We start from the raw sequence: 15,485 nt of genomic DNA, 5'->3' as shown, positions 1-15,485 counted from the left end.
CATTCACGATTCCTGAACGTTATGTCGGTCAGAATCGCGTGGACGCGAACGGTTGCCGTCCCGTTCACTAGGGGGCATGGATCTTCGAGTGCGCGCGGGCGTCGGTTTGGCTGTTGTGTCGATGCTGTGTGTTCAGCTCGGCCTCGCTGTGTCGGTCGGTCTGATCGACCAGCTGGGCGCCGACGGAGCCGCGTGGCTGCGACTTGCGTGGGCGGGAGTCGTTCTTCTACTCATCGTCAGGCCGCGGCCGTCGGCATTCACTCGGAACGCTTTTCTAACCTGCCTGATTCTGGGTGTTGTTACCGCCGCCATGACGCTCTTGTTCATGGCTGCTGTCGAGCGCCTTCCCTTGGGTACCGCGAGTGCATTGGAGTTCCTGGGGCCACTGACGCTTGCGCTGATCCGGGGCCGCGGTCGAATCCTCTGGCCGGTACTGGCGGGCATCGGCGTGGTTTTTCTGACCGAACCGTGGGCGGGAGCCGTCGATCTGGTGGGTGTTGGCTACGCTCTCGGCGCCGCAGTGTGTTGGGCGCTGTACATTCTGCTCACACAACGTGTCGGCGACGAGGTGGCCGGGATTAACGGATTAGCCGTCTCGATGGCCGTGGCCGGGTTGGTTGCGACAGTTGCCGTCGGTCCGTCAGCCGTCGATCGTTTGACACCGCACCTCATCCTGGTGGGCCTTGGGCTCGCGATTTTGCTGCCCGTCGTCCCCTTTGCCTTGGAAATGGTTTCGCTGCGAAGGCTCTCAGCAGCGGCGTTCGGGACCCTGATGAGTCTGGAACCAGCCTTCGCGCAGTTGATCGGTTTTGTTGTGCTGCAGCAGGTGCCGAGCCTCTTGGCGGTGGCCGGAATTGGGTGCGTCGTCGTGGCCGGCGTCGGCGCAGCACGCGGCGGTGGGCGTAAGCAGGCCGAGGTTGCGCAGGCGGTGCAGCCACCCGAATCTGAGCGAACGTACCTTTCGTCGCCTTAGATAGAACGAAAGGCACGTTCGCTCAGCGGCGAGGCGTGCTCGCTGTCAGGATCCGAAAATTGGGCCGAGGAAATCGAGAGACCCGGTCGACGGAAGGGCGGCTTCGGTGATCTCGACGGTAACCGGCAAGGGATTGGCCTCGCCCTCGCTGTTGGAGGCCATGACGGTGAAGGTGAATGATCCTGTCTTGGTGGGGGTTCCGGACAGCACTCCGGCCTCGGTGAGTATCAGTCCTTCAGGCAATGTCCCGGTGGAGGTGACAGTGAAGGCGGGGTATCCGGTCACGGTAAAGGCGTAACTGTAAGGCTGGTCGATCGAACCGGCCGGCGGTGTCCCGGTGACGGTGGGAGCCGACAGCGGGTTCAGCGCGAGGGCATGTGCGCCGCCGGCAGAGATAGCGGTGTGGCCGATACCGGCGGCCGCCTGCCCGACGTCGTTGAGTCCCCAGGTGACGATCTGGCCGTCGGCGGTGAGCGCGGTGGAGTACCAGGTGCCAGCCGATATCGCGATGTAGCCGCCGTCAGTGGGTGCGTCCCAGCGCTGCCCCATGGTGACATCTCCCCAGATGGTGATGTGGCCGTCGTTGGTGAGTGCGAGGGAATGATTGCCGCCGGCGGAGATGGCGGTGTAGCCGCCGTTAGTCGGCATTCCATCGGCCTGTCTGTAGTCGTTGTTTCCCCATTGGCCGCTTCTGGCCACTATTTGATGCAAATCATGGTGGCCACAAATGCCCCTGTGACGAGGGGCCTCGTCACGACTTGGCGGGGATACTTACGGAATCAGGATGAATTTTTCCGGCTGGGTGTGAATTCTGCAATTCGGTATGTGCCTCTGCGGCATCGGAAAGCGGAAAAGTCTTAGCTATCTTCACATTCAAACGTCCGGATCCGGCAAGCTCGGCCAGCCCGGCTCGCGCATTCAGGCGGGCCTGCGCGCTCTCCGGCGTTCCTCCGCCGACGGAGAGGAAGCCATCTTCCTGGGCGCGTCCGAATGCCACGATCGTGACGATGCGAGATTTGTCCGCCACCAGCGCCAGGGAGGCGTCGACGGCTTCGTCCGTGCCCGCGGTATCGAAAGCGGCATCGACAGAACCCAATTCGCGAACCCGCGCTTCGAGTCCGTCGCCGTAGAGGACCGGCGTCGCGCCCAGAGAGCGGACGTACGCCTGATTGGCGGGTCCTGCTGTTCCGATCACGTTGGCACCGCGGGCCACCGCAAGTTGAACTGCTAGTGCTCCGACACCACCGGATGCGCCATGGATCAGGACGTTGTCGCCGGAGCCAACCCGGATCGTGTCGAGTGCGTCGACGGCTGTCCCGCCAACGAGGAGGAGGCCAGCGGCCTGTTCCCAACTGATCGAGGCAGGTTTCGGTGTGAGTGATGTGGCCGGGACAACTACCTGTTCGGCGTACAGGCCGTTCCCGGGGCTGACGATTACCCCGTCGCCGACGGCAACAGTGGTGACGTTTTCGCCGATCGCGGAGACGATTCCAGCAGCCTCACCGCCGAGGTGGATGGGCAACTTGCTCGGGTCGGTTCCGAATGCACCGCTGTAAAGCTTGTAGTCGAAAGGATTGACGCCGATTGCTTTGACGTCGACTAATACTTCCCCTGGCCCGGGCGACGGAACCTCCACGTCGATCAGCTTCAGAATTTCGGGCGTTCCGTATGTCTGCGCTACAACAGTTTTGGTCATGTGTTGTGCAACGAGCCTGGCGGGAAACGATATTCCCGTCAGGCTCGCAGCATTTCGCTTTGTTTCAGATCATCGAATCGCGTCTGTTTCAGATCATCGAATCGCGTCTGTTTCAGATCATCGAATCGCGTCTGTTTCAGATCATCGAATCAAGGTACCCAGATCGAGCGGCATGGCAATGCCGGTGATGTGGTGTGCCTCGTCGGATCCGAGGAAGGCGACAGCGGCAGCGATGTCCTCGGGCTGGCTGACGGGATCGGGAAGGGTTGCCATGAAGATGGGGCCGAGGGTTCCGGCGTTGGCAGCGATGAGGGGATTCATATCATTGACCAGCATGCCGGTTGCCACACCGTGGGGGTGAATGGTGTTGACACGAATGTTGTACTGCCCCAACTCCGATGCCATAGTCTTCGCGAGGCCGGTGACACCGTGCTTGCTGGCGACGTAGTGGCCGAGGAAGGGGAGGCCACGAAGGCCGGCGACGGAGCTGGTGAAAATAATCGATCCACCGGTGCCCTGCTTGATCAGGTGCGGAATCGCGGCCTTGGCCGTGTGGAAGGTGCCGGTTAGGTTGACATCCAGAGTTTCCTGCCACTGTTCGGGCGTGATCTCCCAGGACATGTTGGCGGAACAGATGCCGGCGTTGGCGACGACGACGTCGAGGCGGCCGAGCTCGGCGATACCGGCATCGAGCGCAGCTGACAGTGCCGCGAAGTCGCGGACGTCGGTCTTCGTGGCGACGATTCGACGGTCGAGCGCCTTGACCAGTTCGACAGTCTCAGCGAGGTCCTCCTCGGTGGCACCGTCATACGCAGTCGAGCCGAACGTGACGCACGCGTCGACGGCAATGATGTCGGCGCCTTCCTGGGCAAGGCGAACTGCTTCGGCGCGGCCCTGACCACGTGCAGCGCCCGTAATAAATGCAACCTTGCCGGTGTACCGATCTGCGGACATGTTCTGCAACCTCCGAGTTGGCGAAATGAATATGTCCTTGAAAGTTAGCGTGTCGAACGACGCTGCGGATGCGTTTTGCCCGTTCAGCGGGAAGGGGTTCGACTGACCTCGATGGCCGATCGGTCGTTCATCGGCGTCTCTGTATGCGTGCTCTGCTCGCCGAGCTGTCGCGGACTGGGTTGGGGCAGTGTGCAATTTAATCAATGCTTTGGGAATTACTGCACCGCTGCGGATTCGATGATTGAATCCAAAATTGTATGGGCCAGTGCCATCTCCGATGTTGGTATTTACAGGTAGGTCCATGCAGTGTGGAACCGGAGGATGAACTCGCGGTCCTTCCGGCAATGGCGGGGCGACCACATTTGAGATCCGGACGTTGCGGACTTGATCGACAGGAAGTTGACCGCGAGCCTTTTCAGGGGTGTTGAGGAACCGCCTCGAGGTATATCCGGAATCTTCTGCTTTGGTTTTGGCCTCGATGGCCTAGGGAATCTCTGGCTTCAGCCACAAATCGATGCCTCCCGAGGCCGGGTGGGATGGCGCAACATCCACGAGGTAATTCGCCGCACTTTCGGCACTTTCGGCACTTTCGGCGTAGGTGGTGGCGGTTGAACCTATCCCGCGGAACGGACGGAGGTAATTGCGGACGGTTCCGTAGCTGGCTCGATATCCCAATGCTCGAAGCTCTTCGTACAGTGCAGCAGCGGAGGTGTGTCCAGCCAATCTTCGCTGCATCTCGACAGCAGGGCGTTCGACTGATCAGGGCCCGTGGTCTGGTTAACCGGATGGCGGAACGGATCAGAGGGCTCGCCCAGGTTGTCGATCGGCCACCCCGACAAGGTGGGTGCGGAGGGCATCGGCAACGATCTCGGGATTCTCCAGCATCGGAATGTGGCCGACGCCCGAGAGGGTGACCTCTTCGACGTGACCGGGCAATTGATTGATCAGTCGCTGCATGCATTTTTTCCGGGTGAGGAAGGTGTCGAACTCGGACAGTATCAACGATGTCGGCGCGGTGACACGCCGGATGTCCTGGTCTGTGAGCGGTCCATCGCGGAGATAGGCGAGTTGCATAGGAAGGTAGATGGGACAGTGAGAGACTGCGCGGATCGTGTTTGCAGCGTCATCGGGGGTGACCGCAGTCATGTCATTGACGCAGTTTCGGATGATCGGGCGTTGAAAGATTTCGCGAGTCGCCACTCGATCACCGAACACGCGGGCAGCAGCGGCGAGCGGAAACTGTGCGACAAATATCAGGCCAAGTCTAAATTCGTTGTAGGAGAATCGTTTCCATCCTCCGCTGGGGTTTATTGCAGCGAGGGATCTTGCGCGGCCGCGACGTTCGAGTTCGAATCCGATCTCTCCGCCTAGTGAGCTTCCGGCTATATGGCAGGTTTCCCAACCGAGCTTGTCGAGTTCACGTTCGACGCCGTCGGCGATCCCGCGGACCCCTGTGTCGCGCAGTCGTAGACGAGGTCCGCCCCAGTGTCCTGGCATTGTCATCGCGAGGACGTCGTAGTCACGGGAAAGGTTGTCGACAACTCTGTGCCATGAATGGTGGGACAAGGTGTATCCGTGCAGCAGCAGTACAGGCTCACCCGATCCAGCCCGGTTCATGGATTTCACAAAGCCTCCGTCGTGTCTTTGCACTAGCTAGTAGTGACACGCAGGATACGGAAGTGTCTAGAGCCTGCGTGTGGGAATGGTGCGCGTTGACGCTGCCAGTTGGGTAGATCTGTGGCCGCCCTGCGGTGCCGGGCCGCCAGGCCTGTAGCGCGATCCTCCAGTAGGAAAGCCCCCAGCCTCCGTCGGGTAACACGATCCGCTGCTCGAACAGGCCGACTGGCCCCTGTCCGTTATCGGCTCCGGCGAGCCTCAGTCGGCATCCGGCATGTCAGAATCTGAGTGGAGATCGGTGAACAGGACGGAGTCTCAGCTGGTCTACGAGGAGTGATCGATTCCCGGTGGTCGATCCGTGCAACACCCAGCGTCTTCGGGTCCCTTCCGGCGTGCACACGACGTCGCGCGCGTGCGCAGCCTCAGTGGTGGGAGTTCGCCGACAGTTGGTCGAAGTAGATCTTTGTATCGTTCACGGTCCGGCGCAAGGCGCTCGTGATGATGGTGGAGCCAAGCGTGAGCGGCGCGCGGAGCGGGGGGTTTCGGTTCGATGGCGAATGTCCAGGTGAGTCTGCATCCTGTGGCGATTTCCTCGACGAGCATGTCCTCGGCGAACCGCTGCAGTCCTGGCACCGTGAACGCGGCGGCATAGAAAGTGTTGCGGTATCGGATGTTTGGTTCTTCTTCCCACCGGAAGTAGTGCTCTCGTGCTTTGATCGCGGAGGGTCGCATCGACAATTCCCTCACGGTATCGATGCCCTGTGGTGGTGTGAGGTAGCGCGATCCGGTGATGAGTGTGCACCACGACAGTGCTCCGGGGCGGGTGCATTCGGACCAGGCGGTGGCGGAGGTGACGGGTAGGTCGATCGAGAATCGGTTGAGCAGGGGTGCGGTGGTGAGGAAGGTGTCGTCGCAGGGCTGCATCTCGAACCATCTCGGCATCGCCGGATTGTATCTGTGTGCTCCTGCCGTGTGATCGACTTTCACTGCGAGGCCAATGACGTTGGGGCGGGTAGGTCAGTGAGTGTGATGTCTGGCGAAATCGGACCAGCCGTAGCCTGCCGGGTCGACGCCTGAGCCCACCTAACAAGATGCGCAGCACATGGGCAACGGAATGTGTCTGTCGCCATAGCGTTCTGGTGTGTGTGCTCTATACCGTCGGAAACAAGATCTTGCCTCTATCCGCGTCAACGGTGAAATGGGGAAGTATGGGCACGCATGTTGTCATTATCGGTGCAGGCTACGCAGGAGTGATGGCCGCAAAGCGTCTGCTGCGCGGATCGTCGGGAATCTCGGTGACCATCGTGAATCCACGGAATTGTTTCGTGCAGCGGATTCGGCTTCATCAGATGGTCGCGGGGGACTACGACGCGACGGTGTCCCTCGCTAGGGCGCTGCCACAGCGGGCAACCCTCGTCGTCGCAACTGTCGCTGATATCGACGCCGCCACAAAGCATCTCGTTCTCGATGGCGGCAGGACACTGCACTACGACTACCTGGTCTACGCCGTAGGAAGTCGCCAGAGTCGCAGTGCGATCGCGGGCGCTACTGAGTACGGTTTCGCCATCTCAGAATTCGAGGACGCGATACGTCTCAAATCGAAGCTCGCGACACTGGCACATGACGCCTCGATCAGCGTCGTCGGCGGTGGGCTCACAGGCATCGAGACCGCCGCCGAACTTGCCGAGAAGCGAGGTGGTCGAATCACGTTGCTCACCGGAGGTGTTCTTGCTCCGGAGCTTTCGGAGAAGGCACGATCGATGATCGTTCGCACATTGACGACTCTTGGCGTCGAGATCATCACCGGATCGCGGGTCACGCGGATCGGGAAGCGGTCGTGTGAGCTTTCCGACGGCCGTGCCATTCCAACTGATTGCGCGGTACTCACCACGGAATTCGGCGTCCCCGACCTTGCCCGACGGAGTGGTCTTCCTGTCGACGGTATCGGCCGACTGAAGGTGGACCGCCAATTGGAATGCATCACCCACCCCGACATCGTGGGAGCCGGCGACGCCGTCGCGATCAGCGATCTCTCGTTCCGGATGAGTTGCCAGGCCGCACGTCCTACGGGAGTTCATGCCGCAGAAACCATCAAGCGCAGACTAGACGGCTCCGCTCCGAAACCGGTTGCAGCGAAGTTTGTCGGGCAGTGTGTCAGTCTGGGACGACAAGCGGGGGTGTTTCAACGCACGACCAGCGCTGACCTGGTGACGAGGTTGGTCGTCGGCGGCCGGGTAGGTGCGTTCGTTAAGGAGCGAATCTGCTCGTCGACCACGGACTGGGGCATCCTGCCGCGCCGTCCGATCTTCTACAGTTGGACGTGAGTATCGTTGAGATTTAACGCAATTGATTTCGCGTGTCGGGTGAGGGTCTTCGAAATCCGTTGCTGCACTTTAAGGTCGGTAGTCGATGTGGGCGGATGTGTGACCAGTCATCGCTGGTACTCCCGCCGCCTCAGAGGAAGACGGACGTCCTCACCGGATCAACCGACAGACCAGGAGCATTTCATGCCCGACGAGCACGTTGTCGACGAGGGCGCAGCTCGTGGAGACAGGAATCCATGGACACGGTGACGGAATAGCGCACTATGACGACACCGAGACTCCGCTGATCCGGAGACCGAGCAGCAGCGCGTCTGCGGAAACGGGTCAGTGGGCATTCCCGTACCAGTGACGGCTCACGAACTCGAAGGCGACGATCGCGAGGATGCGTGGCAGCAGGTGTCCACCGCGCAACCCGCGAATCGCCAAGTATCAGAGCAAGTCCGATCGCGAGTACCCACTCATTCGTCTCACCGTGGTGTGAGCCGAACCAGATTGCGCGATCACACCTTGCCCGCGAATATGCCGTTGCCCGCGAATGCACGTTTGGCAAAGCGTTCGCCGATCAGACGATGGGTTGCGGCGTCCGGATGGAGTTGATCGGGAAGCGGCAACTCCGCGTTCTCGGCAGCACCGTAGAGATCACACCCGTCGACGTAATGCAGATTGGGATCATCGACGGCTCGCTGGGTTACGATGCGCGCCAACTCTTCCCGAACAATGCGCAGCGTCAACTTGCCGGCTGCGCGCTCGGCGGGATCTCCGGTGGCAACGAACCGCATTTCGCCTCTGGCGAGCGCTTCGAAATCGAAGGCGCCAGGTCCTGGCGTGTCCTCGTGGATAGGGCAATAGAGAGGCGAAACGACCAACAGTGGAGACGCCGGATGGCCGTCGCGGACCGTGTCGAGGAAACCGTGCACTGCTGATGTGAAGGCCCGCAGCCGCATCACGTCGGAGTTGACCAGATTGATGCCCATCTTGATGCTGATCAGGTCAGCTGGAGTGTCTCGCATCGCGCGGGCGGCGTACTGGTCGAGCAGAGCGCTGCCACTGAACCCGAGGTTGATCAGATCCACGCCGCCGAGGGAGGCGGCTAGAGCAGGCCAAGTACCGGAGGGACTTTCAGCGCCGGAGCCTTGGCTGATCGAGCTACCGTAATGGAGCCACACGCGGCGCGCCGTGTCGACCTCGAGTTCGAGTGGAGCATCGGTCCGCAATGCGACAAGTTCGGTGGTTTCGTTGTGCGGCAACCAGATCTCGACGGTCTTTGATCGAGCGGGCAGGTCCGCGAAACGGATGGTGCTGACGGGTCCGGACTCTCTCTGGGCGATACCGGTAGCCATGTCGATCGTCACCGTGTTTCCGCCCGTGGCACTTGCGTGCCCGGCTAGTTCGCCGTCGACGATCAGGTCGTACACCCCTTGTGGTCGTGGCGGGGCACCCGTGTAGATCATTTTCGTGGGCAAAGTGTCGAGTTCGATGGCCGTAGCGCTGGTGCGGAACACCAGTCGCACTCCGGATGGTTGTGATTGCGCCATTGCCATCCGCCCGTCAGCGAATTGTGTGCGAGCCCGGGCGGGTAAACGGTGTGTCAGCACACCGCGTTCGGTCCGCTCGAGCTCGAGGGCTCCGCGCACGATGTCCTCGGAAATTACGGTAGTAGTCCAGTTGCTCTGGCTGTGCATGTTGTTCACCTGTACATAGTTCGCGTAGGTTTTGCTACAGTGCACAGTAATTTGCCTATGCTCTATAGGCAAACGGATTTTTCTTTTCCACGAACAGGACCAACGGATATGCCTCGCGCAGGACTCACGCCCGAACGCCTCGCCATGGCGGGTGCCGAATTGGCCGACGAAGTCGGCTTCGAGCAGGTCACCGTATCGGCAGTCGCCAGAGTGTTCGACGTCAAGGGTGCAAGCCTGTACTCCCACGTGAAGAGTTCGCACGACCTCAAAACCAGAATCACGCTGCTCGCATTGGAAGAGATGGCCGACCAGGCTGCCGACGCCGTGGCCGGTCGGTCCGGCCGTGACGCCTTGACCGCTTTCGCGAACGTCTATCGCAACTACGCGAGGACGCACCCCGGTCGGTACGCCGCGTCACAGATGCGCCTTACCCCGGAGATTGCGGCCGCGAGTGCGGGCTTCAGACACTCGCAGATGATGCGGTCAATTCTGCGCGGGTACAACCTTACCGACCTTGACCAGATTCATGCAGTTCGTCTGTTGGGCAGCGTTTTCCATGGATATGCCAGCCTCGAGTTGGGCGGATCGTTCAGCCACAGTGCACCGGACAGCGCCGAAAGTTGGTCCAGGATCCTCGAGGCACTCGATTCGATGTTGGCCAATTGGTCCGCTCCGCAGAATCGAGATTCGGACGAAGTGAACACCTCCATCCGCGAGGAGTGAGGGGGCATCCTCGAGGTCAGGATTCAGTCAACAAATAAGGTCGAGTGCTCGCCGAGCGCGAACGGCGATCGTCTCGGGGGCTGACCGTCACTGATCCACTGCTCGTGGAATCGGCCGCCCGGTTGCGAGAGCAGTTCCAGAACCCGGCACCGACTGCCGGCGATGCGGACCAGTTGGTCGGGGATCTGGGCGACTACGATCGAGCGTCGGAGTTGAATTCTGCTGCGCTGCATCATGTAATGATGATTGGGTGCAGGATGGGTGCCGTGGATCCGGTCAAGGACATCGAGCACTACGCCCAGGTGATGAAGGCGCCGCGTATTCGGGAATCGGCAGTACGGCTCGCGGAGCAGTCCCGCAGCGATGGATGGCGCCACGAGGATTATCTCGCTGCCGTCTTGTCGAGAGAAGTCGCGGTGAGGGAATCATCGGTTACCCAGATCAGGATCCGATCAGCCCGATTTCCGAATATGCGGCGCCAGCGCGGTCCGTCGGCTCTGGATGTGCTTACTCCCTCGGTTCGTTGTGGTCTGTGATCGCTGGTGCGGTCGCGGTGGTCATGTTCGGTCGGTCCGTATCTCGCCCTGCATCAGGTGGGGTTGCTGTGAATCGGTGGACTCAACTCACCCTGGCACGCACGGACCTAGCAAATGAAAAGCTCCCCACTCCCATATTGGAGTGGGGAGCTTTTTGTCTGTCAGAGGTAGAACACACGCTGGCTAACGCTGCCAACGATCCGTCCACTCAGGTGCCCGGCGTGGGTGACCCACTTGCCGCGTGGCAGACTTGTCAAAGCTTGTGGGACAAGAGGATTGAGAAGAAGAAGTCCTGCAACCTCAGTGGCGACTGAGCGAAAGGATGATCGGCGGAATCCATGGTGGCGATGTTTTGCGTACAGGATCGCGTCTGCGGTGCCGTACGCCTGTGCTTGCTTCCATACTGCCTTCAACCCTTCGCGTAAGCGGTATGCCACCAGCGCGCTCGGTTCGTAGGCAAATGTCATTCCGGCCTGCTGCATCCGCCAGGAAATATCCACATCTTCGCCGATCAGCATGTCTTCATCGCAGCCGCCGACTGCCTGGTAGGACGACTTCCATACGCCGAAATTGCAGCCCATCGCGTGGGGCAAGTATGTCGCGTACGAGTACGGTTCGTCCCGAGGCTCAAGGCGTCGCCACATCTGAACCTCATCCGAATTGATCGACGCCGTTTCCAGCGCGCCACTGACGAGGTCCGCTCCGGGGGCGGCATCGACCAATGCGCTCAGCCATGTCGGGTGAACCCGATCGTCCGCATCGCAGAATGCGACAAAATCGCCGGACGCTGCGGCTACTCCGATATTTCGCGCATGGGAAATTCCTTGCTTACAGGAAGCCGACACCCACCGCAGGTTCAGTCGGCCTGCCTGCGGATGATCCTCAATGAAGTTCCGCAACCCGTCTGTGGAGTTGTTGTCGCTGACAATCACTTCCATCGAACCGTCGTATTGCTGTGAAGACAGCGCTTGAAGTTGTTCGTCGATGACATCGACGCCGTTGTACGTGGGAATGACGACCGAGACGAGACTGGGGGGCACTTGTCGAATATACCGTTCAGTCTAAAGTTTTGCTAACTACCTCCGTGTTGAGAATAGAAGGCGAGGTTAGGCGTCAACTGCGATCAGGAGCGATACTTCTCGCAATGGAAACAATTGCGATCGACAAAATTCAGACCGCCACGCTGACGGTCCTGCGAACCCTTTTCGAGCCCGGGCAGAGTGTTGCGCTTCTTGATTTTCCGGATCACTTCAACGCGGGCGATCATCTGATCTGGCTCGGGCAGTTGAAGTACCTCAAGCAGTTGAGTGTTCAAGTCGACTACACCGCGGATCCTTTAAGGTACGACGCCGCGATACTTCGCGACTTAGTACCAGACGGGCCCATCCTTCTGACCGGTGGCGGAAACCTCGGCGATCGGTGGACTGTCGACCAAGATTTTCGAGAGCGCGTCATTCAGGATTTCCCGGATCGACAGATCATCCAACTGCCCCAGAGCGTGGACTTTTCCGACGAGTCGCCTCGCCTCACGGCGGCGAAGTCGATTTTCGGCGCTCATCCGGATCTGACCATTCTGATCAGAGACACTGTAAGCCTGCGCAAGGCACGTGCCTGGTTCCCCACCTGCAGGGTTGTGTTCTGTCCTGACTTGGCATTCGGGGTTGGCGCACTGAAACCCGCAGGCAAAGCTTCAGTAGATGTGTTGTACCTCAAGCGCGCCGATTCGGAGTCGATCCCAGAGAACGGATACCTGCCGAGCAGTGGGGTCACCGTCAGGCAGCGAGACTGGGAGATCGGTAGCGCGCCTCAGTGGCACTACCTGCATATCCCCGCCGCGTTTGCGATGCAGTTCCCGAAACTTGGCAGACGATTGCAGCCTACCGTCGCAAAGTTTTACGAGAAGATTTCCGCCGCAGCGGTTAATCGTGCAATCGCTAATCTGTCGGACGGAACGGTAGTAGTTACCGACAGACTCCACGCAACAATCCTGGCCGTGCTGATCGGACGTGAAGTAGCCGCATTCGACAACGCGAACGGCAAGGTCCGGGCGATCTACGAGGATTACTTGAACATAGCTCCGGGAGTGACATTTCTTGAGTCCCAGGCCGAAGCGACCGCATTCGTGGAATCTTCGATTTCTTGATTGCTGCACGACGAAACCCCCAGCTTGTTAGACAGTATGAGGGGGGAGGTTTCCGAGCACGGATCGACCACAATCAGCGCTTGATTGCTTAACGTGACAGTGCCATCAGGACCCACCTCCAGCACAATTTCGACAAGACCGGCACGCACCGCCAAGCCGAACTTGTGCGGCTTCTCCTGTCGTGACCCTTCGAGAACGGCGGATCGGTGCGTTGGCGCTGCGCGCTGCGCTGTCGACGCGGTGTGCGTGGCTCCCGGTCGGGACATGTGGATCGACGACGAGGGCATGTATGCGGTCGACCCTGGGAACTGGGTGAGATTACAGGTTCGTGTAGGGAAGTTGTGCCGTTTCAGGCTTGTGACCCGGGGTGATGACATGTCCCGGTCGTGGGTGATCGTCGAGTCGGTTGGGTGCCGGCTGGGTTCGGGTCGATTGTTCGGCGAGTGCCGGCGGCGGGTGGGGAGCTGCTGTTGCTCGGCGATGTGGGCGTGTGGCGGACCAACAGAGCCGTCGGGCTACCGGCAAGGATGGCCAGCATCCGATTCGACGTGACCGGGCGTCCGTTCAAGATATCGGTCCAGTCACCGTCCGGAAGATTGAGCGTTGTGTCGCCCCATCCGTGATCGGCCAGAATCACCGAGTGGCGTGTCGTCACCGCGATGACTGTGGGTTCCTCTCCCACCGGTCCCCGCGAGAACGCGATGACGTGGCCGGATCTGGCACCTGACGCCAGAATCGGCCGATAGGTTCCGCCCACGAACCAGTCGGGGTTCTTACGTCTGAGCTGCAAAGCTGTCCGGACGAGGTGCAACTTCGCGCCGCCGGTGGCGTCGACGGGAGTCACCGGACTTTGCAGCATCGATCGCCGGATGTCGAAGTTGACCAGGCGTCGGTTGTCCGGGTCGACGAGGGAGTCTTCCCACAGTTCGGTGCCCTGGTAGATATCCGGGATTCCGGGACCGCAGATCTGAAGGAGCTTCTGGCCCAACGAGTCTGACCAGGCGTGACGTGCGATGTGCAATACCAGTTCTGTAATCGACTGTCCGACCGGGCCGTCGATGACGTTGTCGATCCAGTGGTGAACGGCAGCCTCGAACGTCGAATCAGGAGAGTTCCACGAGGTCCGCACTGCGGCTTCGCGAATCGCTTTCTCCGCGTAAGCGTGAAACCGTGATCGGAAATCGGGCGCAGGTTCACCCACCGGCCAGGACCCGACGAGGTTCTGCCACAGGAACAACCCCGTCAAAGCGTCAGGACTGGGGGCCGACTCTTCCCAATCCCGAATCAGCCGAGACCACAGTGTCGGCATCTGAGATAGCACACTGATGCGCGCGCGAACGTCTTCTCCGCGTTTGGTGTCGTGAGTAGAGAGGGCAGTCATAGCTTTGGGCCACAGGCGTGCACGATCGGCATTGGCGAGGTGGAATTCGGCAACGGACACGGCAAACGCGGCGGGATTGCTGCCGACTTCCTGACGGGAGATCAACCGTGCTGTCCGGTAAAACAATCGATCCTCGACGGATTTTGCCATCACCGCGCCGCATATCTGTTGGAAGCGGATGGCAGCTTCCCCGCCGCGGGAAAGTGCTTGTGCCAGAGCGTTGAACGGTTCCTCGTAGCCGGGAGCAAGCTCGTGGATCTCACCAAAAATGCGAGCAGTCAGGCCGGCCAGTGGACTGTAGTCGGAGCGATACACGGGCATGCGTGCAACGGCTACAACGACGGCGTCGTTCAACGCCTTGTTGCTGCACAGACTTCCGGTTTCGAGTTGGATCGCACGCACCAGTCGGCGGATTTCAGGCGCAAGATCACTTCGTGCGGTCTCCCGTTTCAACTGACGTTCCGTGTGGTGGAGCCAGGCACGATCGCCGTCGTTTCCAGTCAAGGCTGCGGACAGTTCGGAAAGTTCGTGTTCGGCACGCGAATCGACAAAAACGCCGCCGAGTTGATTCAGAGCGTCGTAGCCGGTGGTGCCGTCGACGGGGAGTAGTGGATCGAGCGGTTCGGTGTGCCCGAGAATTTTCTCGATCACGATCCATTGGTCCGGGCCGATAAGTTCACGTAGTTGTGCGAGATAGCTTGCGGGATTGGCCAGTCCGTCGGGATGGTCGATCCGAACTCCGTCGATCAATCCCTCGTCGACCCAGGTTTTCAGTTCGCGATGGCACAGTTCGAATACGCGGGGGTCTTCCTGACGTAGTGCAGCCAGTTCATTGACCGTGAAGAACCTTCGGTAGGTACTGATTCCGGCGTTCCACGGGACCAGCCGGTAGGCCTGTCGCTCGTGAACCTCGCTCGGCGAACCCGATTCGGTTCCCGGCATGATCGGGAACCGGTGCTCGTAGAACGTGAGTAGCGGTGCGCCGCTGCTGTAGTCGATCTGCAGGGCATCAAGATCCGCCGGTTGTCCCAGGACCGGGAGTGCGAGCTTTCCGTCAGCGCCGTTGTCATGGTTCCAGTCGATGTCGAAGAAGTGTACGTACTCCGAAGACTGCCCGTGTGCGAGAACATCCCACCACCAGGCATTTTCCTGCGGCTTGGCGACGCCGACGTGATTGGGTACCAGATCGACGATCAACCCCATGCCGCGTTCACCGGCGCGACGAGCAAGTTCGACCACCGCACCTCGGCCGCCGAGCCCTTCGGAAACCGTCGTCGGATCGGTGACGTCGTAGCCATGCGTCGATCCGGAGGTAGCAGTCAGAATGGGGGAGAGATAGAGGTGCGAGACGCCTAGTCCGTCAAGGTAATCGACCAACTCTGCTGCATCATGGAGGGTGAAGGCGTCGGGCCGCAACTGCAATCGGTATGTACTGGTGATCGGCGCCATTGTGCTC

Annotated in this window: 13 protein-coding genes and 1 pseudogene; 5 read left to right on the top strand and 9 right to left on the bottom strand. The window is 60.3% G+C overall.

From position 1 onward, the window contains the following. Positions 1-76: 76 nt before the first annotated feature. On the top strand, positions 77-973 hold the full coding sequence (locus MTX36_RS09635; RefSeq protein WP_243619503.1) for a DMT family transporter: 897 nt from the start codon (positions 77-79) through the stop codon (positions 971-973). Positions 974-1,018: 45 nt separating this feature from the next. On the opposite strand, the gene MTX36_RS09630 is transcribed toward MTX36_RS09635, so the two are convergent. From MTX36_RS09630 to MTX36_RS09605, 6 genes and pseudogenes are all read right to left on the bottom strand, one after another. Continuing rightward, positions 1,019-1,621 carry a putative Ig domain-containing protein gene (locus MTX36_RS09630; protein ID WP_243619502.1) on the bottom strand — a complete coding sequence of 201 codons (603 nt, stop codon included), beginning with the start codon at positions 1,619-1,621 and terminating at the stop codon, positions 1,019-1,021. A 123-nt stretch (positions 1,622-1,744) separates the two neighbouring features. After that, positions 1,745-2,669 (bottom strand): annotated as a pseudogene (locus tag MTX36_RS09625) (NADP-dependent oxidoreductase). 141 nt (positions 2,670-2,810) lie between these two features. Then, complete coding sequence (locus MTX36_RS09620; protein ID WP_243619500.1) at positions 2,811-3,623, bottom strand: mycofactocin-coupled SDR family oxidoreductase; 813 nt, start codon at positions 3,621-3,623, stop codon at positions 2,811-2,813. 483 nt (positions 3,624-4,106) lie between these two features. Then, complete coding sequence (locus MTX36_RS09615) at positions 4,107-4,346, bottom strand: hypothetical protein (protein ID WP_243619499.1); 240 nt, start codon at positions 4,344-4,346, stop codon at positions 4,107-4,109. 75 nt (positions 4,347-4,421) lie between these two features. Beyond that, entirely contained in the window at positions 4,422-5,240 is an 819-nt protein-coding gene (locus MTX36_RS09610) for an alpha/beta fold hydrolase (protein ID WP_243619680.1), read from the bottom strand. 324 nt (positions 5,241-5,564) lie between these two features. Continuing rightward, positions 5,565-6,182, bottom strand: coding sequence for an SRPBCC family protein (locus tag MTX36_RS09605; RefSeq protein WP_243619498.1), 618 nt, complete (start codon positions 6,180-6,182; stop codon positions 5,565-5,567). Positions 6,183-6,448: 266 nt separating this feature from the next. Between MTX36_RS09605 and MTX36_RS09600 the strand changes: the two genes are divergently transcribed. After that, positions 6,449-7,564 carry an NAD(P)/FAD-dependent oxidoreductase gene (locus MTX36_RS09600; protein ID WP_243619497.1) on the top strand — a complete coding sequence of 372 codons (1,116 nt, stop codon included), beginning with the start codon at positions 6,449-6,451 and terminating at the stop codon, positions 7,562-7,564. 500 nt (positions 7,565-8,064) lie between these two features. Here MTX36_RS09600 and MTX36_RS09595 read toward each other — a convergent pair whose 3' ends face one another. Next, the gene (locus MTX36_RS09595; RefSeq protein ID WP_243619496.1) at positions 8,065-9,246 is read right to left on the bottom strand and encodes a GDSL-type esterase/lipase family protein; all 1,182 of its coding nucleotides are present in this window, start codon (positions 9,244-9,246) and stop codon (positions 8,065-8,067) included. Positions 9,247-9,354: 108 nt separating this feature from the next. Here MTX36_RS09595 and MTX36_RS09590 point away from each other — a divergent pair, with 108 nt between their 5' ends. Beyond that, entirely contained in the window at positions 9,355-9,969 is a 615-nt protein-coding gene (locus tag MTX36_RS09590) for a TetR/AcrR family transcriptional regulator (protein ID WP_243619495.1), read from the top strand. A gap of 44 nt (positions 9,970-10,013) precedes the next feature. Beyond that, complete coding sequence (locus tag MTX36_RS09585) at positions 10,014-10,505, top strand: hypothetical protein (RefSeq protein WP_243619494.1); 492 nt, start codon at positions 10,014-10,016, stop codon at positions 10,503-10,505. A gap of 161 nt (positions 10,506-10,666) precedes the next feature. Here MTX36_RS09585 and MTX36_RS09580 read toward each other — a convergent pair whose 3' ends face one another. Then, complete coding sequence (locus tag MTX36_RS09580) at positions 10,667-11,545, bottom strand: glycosyltransferase family 2 protein (RefSeq protein ID WP_243619493.1); 879 nt, start codon at positions 11,543-11,545, stop codon at positions 10,667-10,669. A gap of 104 nt (positions 11,546-11,649) precedes the next feature. Here MTX36_RS09580 and MTX36_RS09575 point away from each other — a divergent pair, with 104 nt between their 5' ends. Next, on the top strand, positions 11,650-12,648 hold the full coding sequence (locus tag MTX36_RS09575; protein WP_243619492.1) for a polysaccharide pyruvyl transferase family protein: 999 nt from the start codon (positions 11,650-11,652) through the stop codon (positions 12,646-12,648). Positions 12,649-12,997: 349 nt separating this feature from the next. Here MTX36_RS09575 and treY read toward each other — a convergent pair whose 3' ends face one another. After that, complete coding sequence (treY, locus tag MTX36_RS09570; protein WP_243619491.1) at positions 12,998-15,478, bottom strand: malto-oligosyltrehalose synthase; 2,481 nt, start codon at positions 15,476-15,478, stop codon at positions 12,998-13,000. Positions 15,479-15,485: the final 7 nt, after the last annotated feature.

Source organism: Rhodococcus sp. ARC_M6 (assembly GCF_022810305.1).
Classification (GTDB): Bacteria; Actinomycetota; Actinomycetes; order Mycobacteriales; family Mycobacteriaceae; genus Rhodococcus_F.
The sequence above is the reverse complement of the archived record's forward strand: the minus strand, read 5'-3'. Positions and strand labels throughout refer to the sequence as shown.

Excerpts from the sequence above, each read along its gene's own strand:
- MTX36_RS09635 (WP_243619503.1), top strand. The coding sequence starts at position 77 with ATGGATCTTCGAGTGCGCGCGGGCGTCGGTTTGGCTGTTGTGTCGATG.
- MTX36_RS09630 (WP_243619502.1), bottom strand. The coding sequence starts at position 1,621 with ATGCCGACTAACGGCGGCTACACCGCCATCTCCGCCGGCGGCAATCAT.
- MTX36_RS09620 (WP_243619500.1), bottom strand. The coding sequence starts at position 3,623 with ATGTCCGCAGATCGGTACACCGGCAAGGTTGCATTTATTACGGGCGCT.
- MTX36_RS09610 (WP_243619680.1), bottom strand. The coding sequence starts at position 5,240 with ATGAACCGGGCTGGATCGGGTGAGCCTGTACTGCTGCTGCACGGATAC.
- MTX36_RS09605 (WP_243619498.1), bottom strand. The coding sequence starts at position 6,182 with ATGCCGAGATGGTTCGAGATGCAGCCCTGCGACGACACCTTCCTCACC.
- MTX36_RS09600 (WP_243619497.1), top strand. The coding sequence starts at position 6,449 with ATGGGCACGCATGTTGTCATTATCGGTGCAGGCTACGCAGGAGTGATG.
- MTX36_RS09595 (WP_243619496.1), bottom strand. The coding sequence starts at position 9,246 with ATGCACAGCCAGAGCAACTGGACTACTACCGTAATTTCCGAGGACATC.
- MTX36_RS09590 (WP_243619495.1), top strand. The coding sequence starts at position 9,355 with ATGCCTCGCGCAGGACTCACGCCCGAACGCCTCGCCATGGCGGGTGCC.
- MTX36_RS09575 (WP_243619492.1), top strand. The coding sequence starts at position 11,650 with ATGGAAACAATTGCGATCGACAAAATTCAGACCGCCACGCTGACGGTC.
- treY (WP_243619491.1), bottom strand. The coding sequence starts at position 15,478 with ATGGCGCCGATCACCAGTACATACCGATTGCAGTTGCGGCCCGACGCC.